This is a genomic window from Caballeronia concitans (genome assembly GCF_001544615.1).
GTDB classification, from domain to species: Bacteria; Pseudomonadota; Gammaproteobacteria; order Burkholderiales; family Burkholderiaceae; genus Caballeronia; species Caballeronia concitans.
On the sequence record NZ_FCNV02000022.1, the window covers coordinates 1 to 16,590 of the forward strand.

Here is a 16,590-nt window from a genome sequence, read left to right on the forward strand (position 1 = left end):
GACGAACTCCTGACCCAACCCCGCGCCGAAGCAGCGCCCAGAGGGAACTCCACATAACCGCGCACTACACATAAGTCAACAACGAGGACCCGCGGACTTCCAACCGCGTCCTTCCTTCTACGCGTCCAGATTGCGCATTTAAGCGATGCACTTTCGCTTCGCGGGTACATGATCAAGCCGCGCAAGAGGTAAAAGCAGGTCAACGACTAAGCAGGCTGGATTCGACGCGTTCTGCGCCAAGCCAACCAACGCTGCAGCCCTCGGAACGCTGGCGCTCGGCGATCACCAGGGGCGAATTCATGACCGGCGCAAGATGTCGAAACCCTGCAGGCAATGGCCGCACGCACCGCATCCGACACCGCCAGCGATCCGGTCACTGGCGCGGACCTCGGCCCCGGCCAGACAAAGTAACGGCTCATCTCAGACGCTCGCCGGTGTCCGATCGCAGACGCCGGCGGCGGCCGAGTCCTTCCGCTAAAAAAGCGGGGGCGGCTCAGCCGGTTTCCCCCCAAAAAGCCCGAAAAATTTAGCTTTGAAAACGAACAGTGAATTTAGGTTCAGAGTATTCCTTGTAGCATGCAGGTTTGTGCATTCTTAATTATTTCATCGGGTAAATAAGATACTAAGTTATGATGACAGACTGAGTAGCCATGGTCGGTCGTGCGTGGCTCACAGGAGGTCGCCATGGGCGAAACATTGATCGGCTTCATTGCCACAGAAATCCCCGCATTAAATGCAATGCCTGCAATAATAAAGCAATGTATTTTCGAGCGTTATTTTGTTCTGCGGAACCTCACACATCGCGGCGGTTCTGATGATCTCAAAACATCGCAAAAGGCATTCTCCGTCAATCGCTTGCTTAGTCGACTTACCTACTGGAAATATTGGGTAGATGGCGTGTGCAAGGAAAATACAAAAGCGTTTATATCGCCAAGGACGAAAAAAACTTCCGGACCCCTTGGCGGCGACTTTTCAGCAGTTTGCCAGCATGGCAAATAACGCAGACGCTCGCAGGCTGTCGTTGCGAGACAGACTCGAATGGCTACTGCTGGCCATTCATTCCGGCCGCTATGGGCAAGCGGTTAATACCATCAACCCGGAACTTATCGAGCACTACATTGCTGCCACGCGTATGCCGGGTGCTCGCCGATACGGCCGGTTAAGGGCGCGGCATCTTGCGGACGACCTCGTCGAACTCCGTGAACGCGGGCTGCTCGCCCGCAAATCGGCGAGTAACGTGCAAAGCGGCGCTTCGTTCTATTTCTCCTACAGTCTGACCGGAGCCGGGGCAGCCGAAGTTCACGCGCTCAAGACGCGCCACGGACAGAAATGATTATCCTGTTGAGTCAGACTCCAGATGTCGTCCATGCTCGTGAGTCGGCGCGCTCGTGAGCTAACGCTGTTCAACCTTGCAATTGACAGCAGGATACGGGCGTGGGATTTGACGCGTATCCGTCGGCGCATTCCGTGTTAACAGGACTTCAATCACATATTGAGGATTTCCGTAATCGAGCGTACAAGACGCACCGATGTCCTTCGGAGTGTGTCACGGCGATCGACGCCGGTTCGAAATCAGCCTGACGACGGTGCCAAGGCGCACGCGATGCCCTGTCATCCCACGCTCGATGCGTACCTGCATGCGTATTTGGACGAGACGGGGCTACGCGACGAGCCTAATAGTCCGCGGCTTTGCACCATTGCGGGAGGGATCCGGCAACTGAGCATCAAGCCGTTGCCCCGAGCGAACGCTTTATGCGATGGTGCGGCGACGGGCGCTGGCCGCCGACATTGGCACCCGATTGTGAATCACGCATTCCGCTCGGCCGGCACCACCGCGTATCTCAAAAACGCGTTGGCGCGATGAACCGCCTGTAAGCACCTCCCCATTTGTGCAAGCGATTTTTATGATTCATTGGTTGGGCACCGATATCACTCGAGTCGTGAGTGGCAGGGATGGCGAGGAGACAGACTGCATGCCTATAAACGGCCTTTCTGGGCGCGATGACATCTGCTCCGCCCGGTCCCTGATAGTAACCGCGCAGCGGGACTCCATCCCCGGGTCGGCGATTCGATGCGCTGTGGCGCCTTACGGTTCATCGAGTTCGCCCGCTGCCGGTCTGACCTGTTCGCTATCCTTTACCTATGCGTCTTCGAGTGGGAAGTAACTTCTTGTCGGCTCCCGGTTCAAATGTCTGTTGCGCGAATCACCACACACGGAACACCGCTTACATGTGATGGATCGAGTTTCTCGCCCTTCGCGAACACGGCCCAAAGAATGCGCGCATGCTTGTTGGCGACGGCGACCAAGGTCTTGTAATAGCCGATGCGGGCCTGCAGCTGAACGATCCAGCGCGAGAGCCTATCGACGCGTCGCGGTGCAGTAAGATGGCCGAACGCGCACCTTGATATAGCAACGTTCGCAGATAGTCGTTACCTTGTCTGGTAATGCGTCCGAGCCGTTGTTTGCCGCCGCTGCTATTCTGCCTGGGTACGGTACCGATCCAGGCTGCCATCTGCCGACCATTTTTGAATTGCCGTGCGTTGACAACGGTTGCGACAGCGGCAGATGCGGTCAGAGGGCCGACGCCACACACCTCCATGCAGCGTTGCGCCTGTTCGTCGTGGACGGCGTGTTCAGCGATCTGTTTGTCGAGGCACGCGATTTCCTGATCGAGCACCTGGCACTGCGCCCAGCCCCGCATCAGCGCTTGGCGCGCGGGACCTCCAAGTTCGTTGCTACCGTCCTCGAGACGGTCGACCAAGTGCTTGTGTAACGAACGAATGCCTTGCGGCAGAAACACGCCGAACTCGGCAAGAAGCCCGCGCAACCTATTTACCAGTGCGGTACGCTCCTCGACGAACCCGGTCCGCATGCGGTGAAGTACAAGCACACTTTGCTGGGCAGGTGACTTGATCGGCACGAAGCGCATCTGTGGGCGGCTTGCCGCCTCGCAGATCGCTTCGGCATCCTGTGCGTCATTCTTCACGTGTGGGCCTCCTCTGCGATAAGGGGCAGCGAACTGTGGTGGAATGAGACGGACATCATGTCCGAGCGCGCGTAGCTTGCGGACCCAATAATGGGCACCGCCGCACGCTTCCATCGCGACCAGGCAAGGCTCAAGATTGGCAAACCAGCTCACAAACCGTTCGCGAGAAATCGCCTTGCGTGCAACTACACGGTCGGCGCCGTCAACTGCGTGGACCTGCATCACATTCTTGGCGAGATCTACACCAACGCGAGTAATCCGTTCCATGACTTCCCCCTTCGCTGAAGGTTGCGTAGCAACAGCCATGATGACACCGATAGATACCGCTCTGGCCATGGGGAGGTCCTTACCAATTCCCGGAAGTGTAGGAGATTCGGGTCTTGGCTGTAACGGGGGATCCGAAGCGTGGAAACGAAGGCAACACAATGAAGCGCACAGGGACGCGAATATTTGGATGAGGTCCGTAAGCGAGCGATCCGGATGGTGCCTGAGCACCACACGAGTATCAAACGCAGAGGGCGGCGATCGGCTCGATCACCTCAAAGATGGGGATGTCGCGCGAGACGCTTCGCAACTGGATCATTTAGGCTGAACGCGACCGTGGACAACGAGCGGGCGCGACAACTCTGGAGCTGGCGCGTCTGAAGGAACTGGAGCGCGAGAATCGTGAACTGCGCACGGCCAACGAGATCCTGCGCAAGGCCTCCGCATATTTCGCGCAAGCGGAGCTCGACCGCCGATCGAAGCCATGATCGCGTTCATCGACGAGCATCGCGACGTCTACGGTATCGCGCCGATCTGCAGCCTGCTGCCGATCGCGCCGTCGACGCATTACCGGCACGCCGGGCGGCGCAGCGATCCGGAGCAATGGCCAGCACGAGCGCGTCGCGATATTGAACTGAAGACTTTCATCCGGGCGGTCTGGGACGAGAACTTCGGCGTGTATGGAGTGCGCAAGGTCTGGCGCCAGTTGTTGCGCGATGGCATCAGGGTCGCGCGCTGCACGGCCGCGCGCCTGACGAAGGTGATGGGCCGCGAAGGCGTGCGCCGTGGGCGCCGGATCAAGACGACGCAGCGTGACGATGGGGTGCCGTGACCGCCGGACCGGGTCAAACGTCAGTTCCGAGCCGAGTGTCCTAACGCGCTGTGGGTCGCGGATCTCACCTATTGTTGGACGTGGGCGGGCTTCGTCTACGTGGCCTTCATGAACGATGTGTTCGCGCGCCGTATCGTCGGTTGGCGCGTGGCGGTATCGATGAAGACTGACTTCGTGCTGGACGCGCTGAACCAGGCGTTACACGATCGTGCGCAATTGCCTGGCTCGTCCATCACAGCGATCGCGGGTCGCCATATCTCAACATTTGGTACGCCGAACATTCGGGGGACGTTGGCCTTGAACCATCAGTCGGAACTGGGCGACTCCTATGACAATGCTATGGCCGAGACGATCAACGGCTTGTAAAAGGCGAAACTTGTGCATCGACGTTCTTGAATCGCTGCACGACGTCCAGCTCGCCGCGCTGAATGGTTTCAATGGTATAACCATCATCGGTTGCTCGGCCCGCCCGGGTATGTGTCGCCGGCGGAGGCTGAGTAGGCCTACAATCGGACTATGAAGCTGCCCTCGCGCGGCGTAGCGCCAGAATCGGCGGTCTCCGACAAAGCCGGGGCGGTTCAGGACTCCCTTCGGCAGGCGCCCAGCGAGGTATATCGCCTCTATCTGACCATCGGCAAAATGCTCGATGACCCCCGACGCACTTTCGAAGTTCGTCAACGACTGCACATTGGGATGACCGTCAGATACATCGGTGACAACCCGTTGGGGGCCCCTTTGGAAGGCACTGTCACCGAGCTGCGACATACGCAAGCGGTCATACAGGACAACGTAACTCGCCGCCGATGGGCAGTGTTGTATGCGGCGATTCTCCTCGATGCCACCGCAGCCCCGACTCAAAAGGAAGCGCCGCCACCTCGCCCGCGCCCCGAAGAGTTCTTCATCGGCGACACCGTGGGATTCACCGACAAACATCTGAACGAGCGTGTTGGAACCGTCGTCAGACTCAATGCGAAAAACGGCGTCCATCGCCGTGACAGATCCCGAAGGACACTGGCGCGTCTCGTACGGTCTACTGCGGAAGATCCTCGATATCTGATGAACCTGTCAACGCGGGATGCGCTGACGTGTGCGATTCACAGACATCATTTCACTTTCTTGAAGACGCTTTTCTTGGCGTTCTAGACCTCGCGTTTTCTACCGGAGTCGCAACATCAAGCGCGCGCCGATGATGCTGGGCAAGGATCTTGTCGACTCGCCATTCGCGATGTCGGATTCGCTCTTTCTCCTCGTCGTAGGCGCTTTCCACCTGCTCCGCGAGAGGGGTGATTTCGCTCACTTCCGCGATTCGGTCAACCGGAGTCTTGCCCCCGAGTGAGCCGTGTAGGCGGCGCCAGTTGTACTCGAACTGCCACTCCTCAATTCGCCGGTCAATCGCATCCTCGGTTGGAGTACGGTGGGACCAGAATTCGTTAAGATCAGTAAGCTGCGGGCGCTCGACCTTGCCATTGAGGTGTGGCGAGCGTGGCGGAATCGGTCGAAATTTGATGCACTCGCTCATCAAACGCCGCTGCACTGATTCGGCGAAGAACTCGCCGCCCCTATCGGCCTGGATACGCTGGATAGGAAGCGGCATCTCCTCGATCACGCGATCAAGAAAAAGCAGTGTATTACGGGCGTTTCTGCGGGGATAGACGGCCAGTACGCGGAAGCGCGAGCAGTCGTCGATGGCCGTGTACTGATAGACGCCTCGCGCGATCTTCATTGTGTCCATCTGGACCCGATCCCCCGGAACCGGGCGGCTATAGAGTTTGAGATGTGCCGGCCGCCGGGAACGTACCAACGGCTTCACAGACGCTTCGCATAGAACCTTGTGAATGGTTGCTAGGGACAACTCTCTTTGCTCGCGGAGTCGCAACTCGTTCTGGATCCGCCGTGCTCCCTCGTGCTCGGCACGCAGTCGTAGAATCGTCGCCCGGTCAGTCTCGGCGACCTTCCGGTTCGGACTGTTGAGAAGGGCGGCGACTTTGAGAACGAAGACCTTCTTCTCCAGCATCCTGATAGCGTCGTAACCACTTGCGAAGTGTCGGTCTTGAGATGCCACACCGTGCGCATACGAGACCGGCGTTGCCGGTCTTGTGATACATCGATACCCACTGTAATCGTGTTGCAATCTCGCGGTCCATCGCTTCATTCTAGTTGAAACGATGTCTATGAATCACACAGCTGACGGATACCGCGGGCGCGCAGGCAAAGCGGCTAAACCGCGCTTATCATACTGCCGTCTCCGCAGCCCAATGACAGAACGGTTGCGCATGTCGAAGCGCGCGGCCGCCTCCGGATCAGACGAGCCTTCGCCCTGCATCTGCTTCAGCGTGGACCGCTCGAACCGCGCAATGTAGTAATCGTTCTCGCGCTCGATACCGGCCGCACTGGCCGCCCTTACGCCGCCAACCCCTGGCGCGAGAAGCACCCCGCCCGGAGGTTCGACTGGCGTCCGACTTCTGCGGTGCAGCCTCGTTCGCGAGTTTCTTCATCGGCGGTTGCGGATCATTATCCTTTGCTGTTTTGTAGTCGCTGTACTAGCCTTCCGTCAGGCGGTGTCAACGGTTCACGCACAAAACGATCGCAGTAGCATGCAATCCGCGTCGAGTCGAAGCATGAAATTGGTATTCATTGCTGTCGGTCGGACCTCGCCGACGCCGTTCCTTTTTGATGCAGTACCACCCTGAGGAAAGCCCGGGGGAGCCATGAAGAAGACGATCAAACAAGCTGCTGGCATGCTAACCGCCCTACTGCTTTGCGTTTGTTGCAATACCGGGTGGAGTCAGCAAACGAAGTCCTCGCCAGCGCCAGCCGTCGAACAGAAGGTCTATGTCGACAACGAGCGGGTAAGGGTGGCGGAGCTTACTTTCAAGCCCGGCGCGGAGAGTGCGAACATGGCAAGGCCCTTTCGGGTCTCTCGTGCCATCAAGGGCGGGCGCTTTGTACGCATCTATGCAGATGGACGGAAAGAGGAAGGCCAGTATAAGACAGATGAAGTAAAGGTTCTGGAAGCCAGTCCCGCCTATATCCTTAAGAACGTCGGCGACGACGACCTGGTTCTTTTCCTTGTCTACTTGAAAAAATAACGCTGTCGCTCGATGCATCGACAACGCGGCGGCCGTTATCGGTTCCGCTGATAGATGACTGCGAGTTCAGGCAGTACGCCATTGTTATCTCCGCGCTTTCGTGACTTCTGATCCTTCAGGTACTGGAGAGCGGGCGTGTACTTCGTAGCGAGTGCGGAAAGGTGGCGATTAACGGGTCCGTCGGCATCATCGGCGATGTCGCTGAGAATCTCCAGGTAGCTCGCGAGGAAGGCATGCTGATGGTCGCCCAACCGACAACGTCTCAAGCTCCGTCCGCATGAGCGTGTCGACAACTGCATCCTCATGCGAACTCGAATACTTTGGCGTTCATTGAGTTGCGGACGACCCAATACGCGGTTTCGTCGCAACCACTTCTCGCTGCCCGAGGCGCATGATGGACATGCATGCACCTCCATCGTCTCACCGCTTGCTCAGCAATCTCACGTAACGCCGTAATAGCCGTTCTGACGCCGTCGAAGCAAACAGGGAACCGCCGCTCCCAGGCATTCTGCGCAATGAGCCAGCGCGCTAGAAGCCTTGCCTGTCGCACATCGAGGTAGCGCCAGGCGTCCCCGATCCTCTTAGAACCATCCGGTGCAACATGTATCTCATACGGGAAAACCGCATCGAGTAGTCGCAAGTAAGACTGCAGCTCGGAAACAGAGCAGCCCGTGCGCATAATTTTACGACAACGTCAAAGTTTGTCGATCTTTGTCTTTGTCTGCGGTGTCCCGTTGCGCTTCTCCGATGCCTTCGTAAGCTGAAGATTGCCGCAAAAGAGAGCGGCCTCTCTTCAGCAGTCGAAGACCGATGCCAAAAATCAAGCATACCATTACGATGTCCGAGCAGCCTGTCGAGATCGGCCTCTTGTGAAGTTGGAGCAACCCACGTCGGGAAAGCATGGCGTAGAAGACAGCACGACGTCGCAGTCGGGCAATTGCCGGTGATCTTGGGGACGCATTCAGCTGGCCGGCCATCCGCGGACGAGTCCCCGGCGACGAACGCCCGCTGATTTCGGACTGCCGGAAACGCTGATATCGCAGAGCGGCTCACTGGGAAGATGTTTGCGCTGAGGTAGCTTTTTCCCGAGGCACTCCTTCGATCCGGCTGTGCTGCGATGCGCGCTTTTGCGCTCGCGGTGCAGGGCGAAACGCGGCAGGCTATGGAGCCATATGCGCTGGTCGCGTAAGGACGTCCTTGGTCACAGCTCGGCAGTTTGAACCGGGTGTGCAGGACCTCTTCGTCGGCAATATGAACATTAGTTCTTGGCGAGTCGGCGGGTTCGTCCCTGTCGACGTTCGGTGCTCACCCGCCGTCCGGCCTCTCATTGCCGCTTTCCATCGCTGCCGACGCTGCACAATTGGATATGCTCTTTCGCGACTCCGTATGAGTATGAGTCTTCACGACCCGTTGCCGACGGTCGAATAGTCCGAAGCTCGACGGCGGGTGAGTGAGTGTATCGGTCATTCGAACGTGGCGCGGGGAGCTGTAGTTCGCTTTGCGGAAGCTGATCTAAGCCGCCCGCTGTCTGCTGCGGCCTACTCGTCTTCGACGTCGGCGGTCAACGATTGGCGTTCTGCCATCCGGACGAGTCATCGACGCGATCGCTTGGACCATTCTCGACGAAATCATCCTCAAAGCTCTGCCCGACCAAGTGATCGTAGCCCGCCGCGTCGCTACTTACGATGGCGCGGAACATCTGGATTAACGCGTTGCCATCTTGTAGATGCGCGACAACGACACGTGCAGTGCGCAGGGAAACAGATTCGCGGACGGGCGGCGCTTTACTTCCGTCGTGCAGTTCAAAAGCGAAACGATGAACCTCTTCATGCCCTTCCGGCAGCTGGGTATGGCCCCAAATCGTAGCTTTCATCATCCTGCCTAATGGACACTTTGGTACGCTGTTAGCAATTAATGCGCCATCTGTCGCTCGCCCGACCTTTCGGAGAGATCGGAGCCAGGACGCAGCCGTTCTAATGCTTTGAGCGGTGCACGAAGCGCTATTCAGGAGCGATCAAACCGGTTCGCGACCGCCGATTGCCTGACGAAACACCGGTGAACGTTAGCATCGGTGCTCGTGGCGGCTTAGCCTCGAAGCGCCATGCCGTGAGTTGTCCCGCTCTTCAGAAAGCACGAACAGCCGGAAGCAAACGCCGGAACAAAAATCAAACGTCGAATCGCGCCCGTCTTTTCGTAGTAGGGAGCCCTTCTTGCCATTGCGTCCAGCCGCTTCTATGAAGTAAAACCGTTACGTAAGCGTAAAAGGTGGCGCGATGTATAAAGCAGGTGCTTACTTTGTTGAGTGCGTTCCTTCGAAAGACGAAGCGCGGGGCTGGAGATGCATCGTTCGTTTCTCCCGAATCAGTGACGTCGGGCGGGGAGGCATCGTGCCCAAGGTGGCGTTTGTTTGCCCCCGACTTGCGGGAACGAGCCTCGCTGCCGAGTATGAAGCTGTCTTGTGGGCGCGCAAATATGTCGAAACGAACCACGATGATCTCGAGCGAGCGCTCGCTTCCCGCTAGGAACACATTGATTCCAACGACGCGAACATTCCCGAAACATTCGGACCGGCGAATCCGGCTCGACATCGGCTGCCGCGAATACCTTATAGGTCCAAGTAGGGTTGTGCGTAACGCACTGCGCCACGTGTTTGCGTCGTTAGCTTCCCTAATCGTTGCGGTACCCTAAACTGCCTGGTTTGGGCTCTGTCAAAACGCCGGCTAAACACGCATCGAGATATGTATTTTATGCACACAGCATGCCTCACTGAATCGACACATCTGCTTCTTTTGACGGTTGATGGGGACGGTGCGGTGGCGCATGCAAATGAGGCCGCCCGGCGGTATTTCGGCACATGCTTGGAAAACGCCGGACTCCCCTGGCGGCGACTCATCGCGCCCGTCGATGTGGCAGCAGTCGAATGTAAGGTCTTAGCCCTCGGCTCGGTTTGCCGTGAGGAAAGTGTGTACGCGAGGTTACTCGGTACTGACGACGAACTAAGGTGGCACCGGTTGTACCTTCAGCGAACCGAGGAACTTGCTACTAGCCTGCTGGAATTTCAAATAATCGGAATTGACGTCGACGAATGCAAGCGTGGGTGGCACCTTCATGCAGAGAGCGAGGCGCGTCTCTTATCCGCTTTTGAAGCGGCCGACCTAGGTGCATGGGAATGGGATCTTGCGGCGGGCAACGCCCGGATAACGCCTGTTCTTGCCCGGCTTTACGGCATCGACGCCAACATGACAGAGGTGCCACTCAAGTTGCTCTGGGGGAAGGTAGCCGAGGAGAATCGCGAGCGATTCTTGACGTCAATTGCTGATGCCCTCGCTCGAGGCGGTTCGTTTGAGATAGAGTTCCCCATCTCAACGGACTCCGCGGCGATACGGTGGCTACGCTTAAAGGCTCACGTGCTGCGGCAAACTTCGGGCGGCTCTCCCCGGGTGTTCGGCGTCACGTTTGACGTGTCAGAGATTCGCGCTGCGGCAGCGACCCTTCGCCTAAGCGAGCGACGCTATCGAGAGCTTGCCCGTTCGTCCGGCGCGCTCGTTTGGTCGGCAAACTGTCACGGAGAAATGCAGCCAATCGACGGTGAATGGCAGGCGTTCACAGGTATGAACAGCGAACAACTTGTCGGGCATCAATGGATGTCGCTTGTGCATCCGGATGACAGAGACAACTTGAACGAGAAGTGGACGGAGGCGCTGCGCGAATTGGGCCCTCGCGAGGCATGCTTCCGGATGCGAAGGGCCGACGGCAAGTACCGAATGATGCTCGCGAGAGCCGTACCATTGTGCGACGAAAGCGGGGCGCTGTACGAATGGTTTGGGACGACCATGGACGTGACCGAGCAACGGCATGCTCAGGCGGTTAGTGAAGCACGTAACTTGCGGCTCGCCGTGGCGATGAAAGCAGCAAGCATCATTATCGTCACGCTCGATCTCGGCAGTTACGTCTTCTCGATTGAAGGCGCGAGTGCACCTTTGCAGGTCAGTTCGACGTCAGTGACCAAGCTTCCTTACGACCAGGCGATGGCCCGGGTTCACGTGGACGACCGGCCTGTACTCGAACACGGTATTCGGCGGCTAAGCGCGAATAGAGACGACGCCGTTCATTTCGAAGTACGCATCCGGCTTTCCGGCGCCGAGCATTGGATGAACGGGAGTGCAGTGCTGCAACGCGGCCAAGACGGCCTCGCTGACCTTATTGTTGCTAGTCTTTCTGATGTCAGCGAACGCAAGCGGATGGAGATCGCGTTACGAGACGCCGACAAGCGCAAAGACGAGTTCCTGGCAATGCTGGCACATGAGCTGAGAACTCCACTCGCGCCGCTCAGAACGGTGGTGAGCTTGTTCCGCCGGGGCGCAACGGTGGGAAACGCTGAGGCACTGATCGCCTCGATGGAGCGCCAAATCTCGCACATGACCCGGCTCGTCGACGATTTGCTTGAAGTCTCAAGGATCACCCAGGGCCGCATCGTCCTGAAGCGGGAACCTCTTTTGATAGGTGGGGTTATCTATGGCGCTGCCGAGTCAGTGGCCCAACAAGTCGAGGAGAGTAAACAAACGCTTACGATCGACGTTCCGCGGGAAACCGTATGGGTATGCGGGGACACGACGCGAATGGCGCAGATTGTCGTCAACGTCCTGCACAACGCTTGCAAGTACACGCCCGCTGGCGGCGACATCCGCGTTCGCGTATCGGCGAACTCAGCGCAAGTCAATGTTGTCGTCGAGGACACTGGCGCCGGCATTGCCGCGGATTTGCTTCCAAGAATTTTTGATCTGTTTTCTCAGGGCGAGCGCACTCTCGATCGCGCGAAAGGCGGCTTGGGCATCGGATTATCCCTCGTGCGCAAGTTGGTCCATATGCACGAGGGATCGATACATATCCAAAGTCCCGGACCGGGGCGTGGAACAACAGTCACCCTGTCGTTTCCGCGCTTGAATCGACAAGAGGAAGTCTCCGAGGTCGGCAATCAAACGGTGCCCTTGCGGTCACCACGGAATACGCTTCGCATCTTGGTTGTCGACGACAATCGCGATGCTGCGGACTCGCTGGCTCTGGTTTGCCAGTCTGAAGGGCATGAGACGCACACGTGCTACGGCTCCCACGACGCCCTGGCAGCGGCCTCGTCGTTTCAGCCTGACGTCGCCTTGCTGGATATCGGCTTGCCGGAAATGGATGGATATCAACTGGCAGTCCACTTACGTGCCAAGGGACAGAAGTCCCCTGTCCTCATTGCCATTACCGGCTACGGGCAGGCAGAAGACCGGCTAAAGGCGCAAGCGGCTGGCTTCGACCATCACTTCGTCAAACCGGTGGATATCAACGCACTCCTCGACCTTCTCGCGAGCTGTGACGTCACCGCCGAATCGTCGCGGCACTGACGACAGTCGGTCAGGTCGCTCCATTTATCGCGCATCGGCTCGCGCGAGCATCAATCTGCCGTGAACGCTTCTGCACATGGCCGGCTACTCCCCGATGCGTCTTGCATCGAACCGCTCTGCGTCGTCGCGTCGCGAGCAGCCGAGTGCGACCCGAAGCAGTCCGTCGGCGCGACAAACTGAGTATGACGGGTCTCGGGTCTAGAACAGACGCTTACTCGTCCTGTTTCGCGGGCACGTCATTGTCTTTGTGATCGGCCTGACTAAACAGCGTTTTCGCAAACGATTACCCCACGCTGCGCCCGCGCATTAACGGAGAGACACTGAGGATGAAGCGTACGGTTCCTGTGACCGGAATCATTCCAGCGAGAGATCGATAGGGGAATCGAACATTCTGGTTCATCGAATATGCAGATGCGCTTCGAGCATCTCTGCCAGCGCATGAACCTTCGGCGTCAACTGCCGCGCGACCGGCCAGAGCAGGCTGAGTGGCAAGCCGTCTGTTGCGGCTCCATGAAAGATATTGACGAGGCGGCCGGCCTCCAGATCATCCCGTACCAACCAGGTCGCGAGTTGGGCGATGCCGAATCCCGCCCGCACGAATGCTAGTTGCGCCTCGGCGTCGCCTGCCACGATATGCGGACGCACGACACACTGACCTACTTGCCCGTCCGCCATAGCATACGCCCACGGGGACTGCGTGCCGTCGGGCCGTCCGTACACGACGCAGGTGTGTTCCTGCAGATCGTCGATCGTTTTCGGGACGCCGCTTTTCTCAAGATAGGCTGGCGAGGCGCAGAAGATAAGTCGTTCGCGACCTAAAAAGCGCCGGCTGAGCGACGACGGTAGATCCGGCGGGCCGCCGATGCGCACCGCGAGATCGATGCGTTCATCGGCAAGATCGACGAAGCGATCCGCGAACAACAGGTGCGGTCGCACGTCCGGATACCGTGCGGAGAAACGCAACAGCACCGGGACCACGCACAGACGGCCGAACGACGCCGGCAACGCGACGCGCACAGTACCGACCGGCTCGCGCTTTTGCGCCGCGAGAACGGCTTCCGCCTCGGCAAGTTCCGCCAGAATGCGCGTGCAGGTTTCATAGAACGCCCGCCCCGCGTCGGTGAGCTTGAGGCTGCGCGTCGTCCGCTCGAAAAGCACGACGCCGAGCCGCGTTTCGAGCCGGGCGACGCTCTTGCTCACTGCCGAACTTGTGAGGTTCAGCCGCACGGCCGCGGCCGTGAAACCTCCTGTATCTGCAGCGCAGACAAACGGAACAATGCCCTTCAGGCGTTCGGTCGGGATAGCAGGCAATTGATGACATAAATTCGTTTGAGTTCAGAGATATTATCCTAAACGGGAACTGTCGTCTGAAGTATCCTCATGCTCTAAGCGAAACTCGGAGTTAAGGATGAGTCATCGAGCACTGATCGTCGGCGCCAGCGGCATCGTCGGGCGAGCCCTTGCGGAACGCCTGCTGTCGAGCGGATGGAGCGTTTATGGGCTATCGCGCGGACGTACTGCCGGCGTACCGGGGTGCCAGCCCGTTATTGCGGATCTCACGTCGGCCGAATCCGTCGCCGCCGCGACGGCCGGCATCGACGTCAGCCACGTGTTTTTCACCGCATGGGCGCGGCAGGCGAACGAGAAGGAGAACATCCGCGTCAACGGCGCGATGGTCCGTCACGTCCTCGATTCGCTAGGCCCGAGCACAAAGCTCGAACATGCAGCGCTGGTGACAGGACTGAAGCACTATCTCGGCCCGTTCGAGGCCTACGCATCCGGCGCCGTTCCCGATACACCGTTTCGTGAATCGCAGGGGCGTCAGCCGGTCGAGAACTTCTACTACGAGCAGGAAGACCGACTCTTCGACGCGGCCGCCCGCGACGGCTTCACGTGGAGCGTACATCGCCCGCACACGGTCATCGGCTTTGCGCCCGGCAACGCAATGAACATGGGGCAGACGCTCGCCGTCTACGCGACGCTATGCCGATATACCGGGCAGCCGTTCATTTTCCCCGGCTCCGCGGCGCAGTGGAATGGCCTCACGGACATGACCGACGCACGCTTGCTTGCGCGGCATCTCGAATGGGCCTCGACGAGCAAGGCGGCCCGCAACGAGGACTTCAACGTGGTGAACGGCGATGTGTTCCGCTGGAAGACGATGTGGTCGCAACTGGCCGATTATTTTGGCATTGAAGCAGCGCCATTCGACGGCGTCATGCGACCACTCGAAGGCCGGATGCAGGGGGCCGCGCAGCAATGGCGCGACGTCGCCGCAAAGTACGACCTGCTGGAGGCGGACATCGACCGGCTCGCTTCGTGGTGGCACACCGACGCTGATCTTGGGCGTCCGATGGAAGTCGTGACGGACATGACCAAAAGCCGCAAGGCCGGGTTCCTCGATTACCAAGGTACGCCAGATGCGTTCTTCGATCTTTTCGAGCGATTGAAGGCAGAACATCTCATTCCCGGCTGAGGAGTAGCGAGCGGCCGCGATCTGGGTCGATGGGACATCTAAGTGTCGATCCTGCCGTCTGACTGAATGACAGGAATTGGCTGCTGAGGGTCGGGAACGTGCGCTGACGACAGGCCGTTTGGGAAAGCGGAACCTCACCGACCGGTTTTCGGCGATGAGCTGAAAGACGGGGCTGGCGCGACCCGACCCACTACGGTCGGTCGCACTGTCAGGTCGTTGACGGCGGCTAACCGAGTGTTTTGGTCATCCAGGCTGTCGTCTCGGCAGCAAATCGCCTGGCGGAGGTTAGCGCGACATCCTCAACGACCTAACCCGGCTGCGGCCATCCGACTTGTCGCATTCCGACCCACTGCCGCTGGTCGTGTCATGGCGACTGGGCAGGCGACTGAGCGACAAGAACCGGCCGTTCTGCGAACTTGAGAAATGCGCGCTCGGGGCGAAAGCTGAACGGCTATACGGCTGGAGCTAACTCGCGCGAATGCGCAATCGCGCATCGGCAGGTTTGCGTCGTCACGGCAAGTCATCAAGAAGCGCCTTGGTCTAAGGCGAATCAGTGGTTGCGAAGCCTTTGGTGAAAGCGGCGCAGACATCCGTTAGCCTTTGCGAACGTCCGATTCGCGGCGAGCCTCGCGCCGTCGGCAACTTCGGCTCTGAGCCGTATGCACGGGCCAAAGCGCGTCCGCACAACGTCGGTGAATGTGTGGGCACTGTTGTATTATCGAAGGTGAACGCTCATGCCAGCGCATAGCGTCGCGCCGCCGAAGAGCCGCCGTCGATCAAGCATAGGAATTGCCGACACATGCCCAGGTATTCATCCCTTTTACGGGAGACGCGTCCAAACGTTCGTGAGACGACGCCGCCAAAGCGCCCGGGGCTGACCGTCAACGAGCTCTACGAGCGATTGAAGGAGATGGCGGTGCTTTACACCATCCGTCCCGGCGAGCGCGTGAACGAACTCGAACTCGCGCAGCGTTTCGACGTGAGCCGCACGCCACTACGCGAAGCTCTCAACCGCCTCGTCGCCGAAAGTTTGCTGCACTTCGTGCCGAACCGCGGTTTCTTCGCGCGCGAATTGCATCGGCAGGATATCTTCGATCTCTTCGAGTTACGGCGTAGCATCGAATCGTCCGCCGTACTGCTCGCCGCCGAGCGTGCCAGCATCAAGGATCTGCGCGCGTTGCGCAAATTCTGGAAGGAAGTGATGAAGACCAAAGCCCAGACGAGCGCCGCCGAACTCACCATCAAGGACGAAGAGTTTCACGTACGGCTCGTCGCGCTCGCGGGCAATAACGAAATGGTTCGCGCGCTATACGGCATCAACGCGCGCATTCATTTCGTGCGCTGGATGGATCTCGAACAGCGCGGCCACGATGCCTTCGCGGAGCACCTCGACATTCTCGATGCCATCGAAGCCCGCGATATCGAACGATGCCGCGCGCTGACGGAATCGCACATCACCTGGCGCATGGAAGAAATCGCGCGTGTGGTGGATGCAGGCGTCGTGCGGCTGTTCTCACGCTGAACGCCCCTGCGAGCTTCGCTGCCCCTTCGCCGA

At 58.9% G+C, this 16,590-nt stretch carries 9 protein-coding genes, 4 pseudogenes and 1 other annotated feature; of the genes and pseudogenes, 9 read left to right on the forward strand and 4 right to left on the reverse strand.

Annotated features, from left to right (window positions below; genetic code table 11):
• Window positions 1-309 precede the first annotated feature (309 nt).
• From AWB72_RS29585 to AWB72_RS27240, 3 genes and pseudogenes are all read left to right on the forward strand, one after another.
• A pseudogene (locus AWB72_RS29585) lies at window positions 310-411 on the forward strand (manganese catalase family protein); the annotation flags it as partial.
• 273 nt (window positions 412-684) lie between these two features.
• Entirely contained in the window at window positions 685-999 is a 315-nt protein-coding gene (locus AWB72_RS28715; protein WP_143754703.1) for a hypothetical protein, read from the forward strand.
• Window positions 989-1,333 (forward strand): hypothetical protein, encoded by a 345-nt coding sequence (locus tag AWB72_RS27240; RefSeq protein ID WP_143754704.1) that lies wholly within the window; start codon window positions 989-991, stop codon window positions 1,331-1,333. The genes AWB72_RS28715 and AWB72_RS27240 overlap by 11 nt, the downstream gene beginning before the upstream one ends.
• A gap of 851 nt (window positions 1,334-2,184) precedes the next feature.
• Here AWB72_RS27240 and AWB72_RS27245 read toward each other — a convergent pair.
• Window positions 2,185-3,254: pseudogene (locus AWB72_RS27245) on the reverse strand (IS110 family RNA-guided transposase).
• A gap of 213 nt (window positions 3,255-3,467) precedes the next feature.
• Between AWB72_RS27245 and AWB72_RS27250 the strand changes: the two are divergent.
• Both AWB72_RS27250 and AWB72_RS27255 read left to right on the forward strand, forming a co-directional pair.
• Window positions 3,468-4,584: pseudogene (locus tag AWB72_RS27250) on the forward strand (IS3 family transposase).
• Window positions 3,694-3,810, forward strand: a sequence feature (AL1L pseudoknot). (Overlaps the previous pseudogene by 117 nt.)
• A gap of 15 nt (window positions 4,585-4,599) precedes the next feature.
• Entirely contained in the window at window positions 4,600-5,226 is a 627-nt protein-coding gene (locus AWB72_RS27255) for a hypothetical protein (RefSeq protein ID WP_244285772.1), read from the forward strand.
• On the opposite strand, the pseudogene AWB72_RS27260 reads toward AWB72_RS27255, so the two are convergent.
• Window positions 5,192-6,227, reverse strand: a pseudogene (locus AWB72_RS27260) (IS481 family transposase). The gene AWB72_RS27255 and the pseudogene AWB72_RS27260 overlap by 35 nt on opposite strands.
• Before the next feature lie 564 nt (window positions 6,228-6,791).
• On the opposite strand from AWB72_RS27260, the gene AWB72_RS27270 reads away from it, so the two are divergent.
• Complete coding sequence (locus AWB72_RS27270; RefSeq protein WP_087129049.1) at window positions 6,792-7,172, forward strand: cupin domain-containing protein; 381 nt, start codon at window positions 6,792-6,794, stop codon at window positions 7,170-7,172.
• Between the two features lie 1,561 nt (window positions 7,173-8,733).
• On the opposite strand, the gene AWB72_RS28720 is transcribed toward AWB72_RS27270, so the two are convergent.
• Window positions 8,734-9,045, reverse strand: a complete 312-nt coding sequence (locus AWB72_RS28720) for a hypothetical protein (RefSeq protein ID WP_143754705.1) — start codon at window positions 9,043-9,045, stop codon at window positions 8,734-8,736.
• Between the two features lie 865 nt (window positions 9,046-9,910).
• Between AWB72_RS28720 and AWB72_RS27285 the strand changes: the two genes are divergently transcribed.
• The gene (locus AWB72_RS27285) at window positions 9,911-12,559 is read left to right on the forward strand and encodes a hybrid sensor histidine kinase/response regulator (protein WP_244285773.1); all 2,649 of its coding nucleotides are present in this window, start codon (window positions 9,911-9,913) and stop codon (window positions 12,557-12,559) included.
• Window positions 12,560-12,955: 396 nt separating this feature from the next.
• Here the strand turns inward: AWB72_RS27285 and AWB72_RS27290 are convergent, their stop codons facing one another.
• Window positions 12,956-13,870 (reverse strand): LysR family transcriptional regulator, encoded by a 915-nt coding sequence (locus tag AWB72_RS27290; protein ID WP_087129054.1) that lies wholly within the window; start codon window positions 13,868-13,870, stop codon window positions 12,956-12,958.
• A 97-nt stretch (window positions 13,871-13,967) separates the two neighbouring features.
• Here AWB72_RS27290 and AWB72_RS27295 point away from each other — a divergent pair, with 97 nt between their 5' ends.
• A complete protein-coding gene (locus AWB72_RS27295) occupies window positions 13,968-15,035 on the forward strand; it encodes an SDR family oxidoreductase (protein WP_087129055.1) in 1,068 nt (355 codons plus the stop codon).
• 799 nt (window positions 15,036-15,834) lie between these two features.
• Window positions 15,835-16,557, forward strand: coding sequence for a GntR family transcriptional regulator (locus AWB72_RS27300; RefSeq protein ID WP_087129057.1), 723 nt, complete (start codon window positions 15,835-15,837; stop codon window positions 16,555-16,557).
• Window positions 16,558-16,590: the final 33 nt, after the last annotated feature.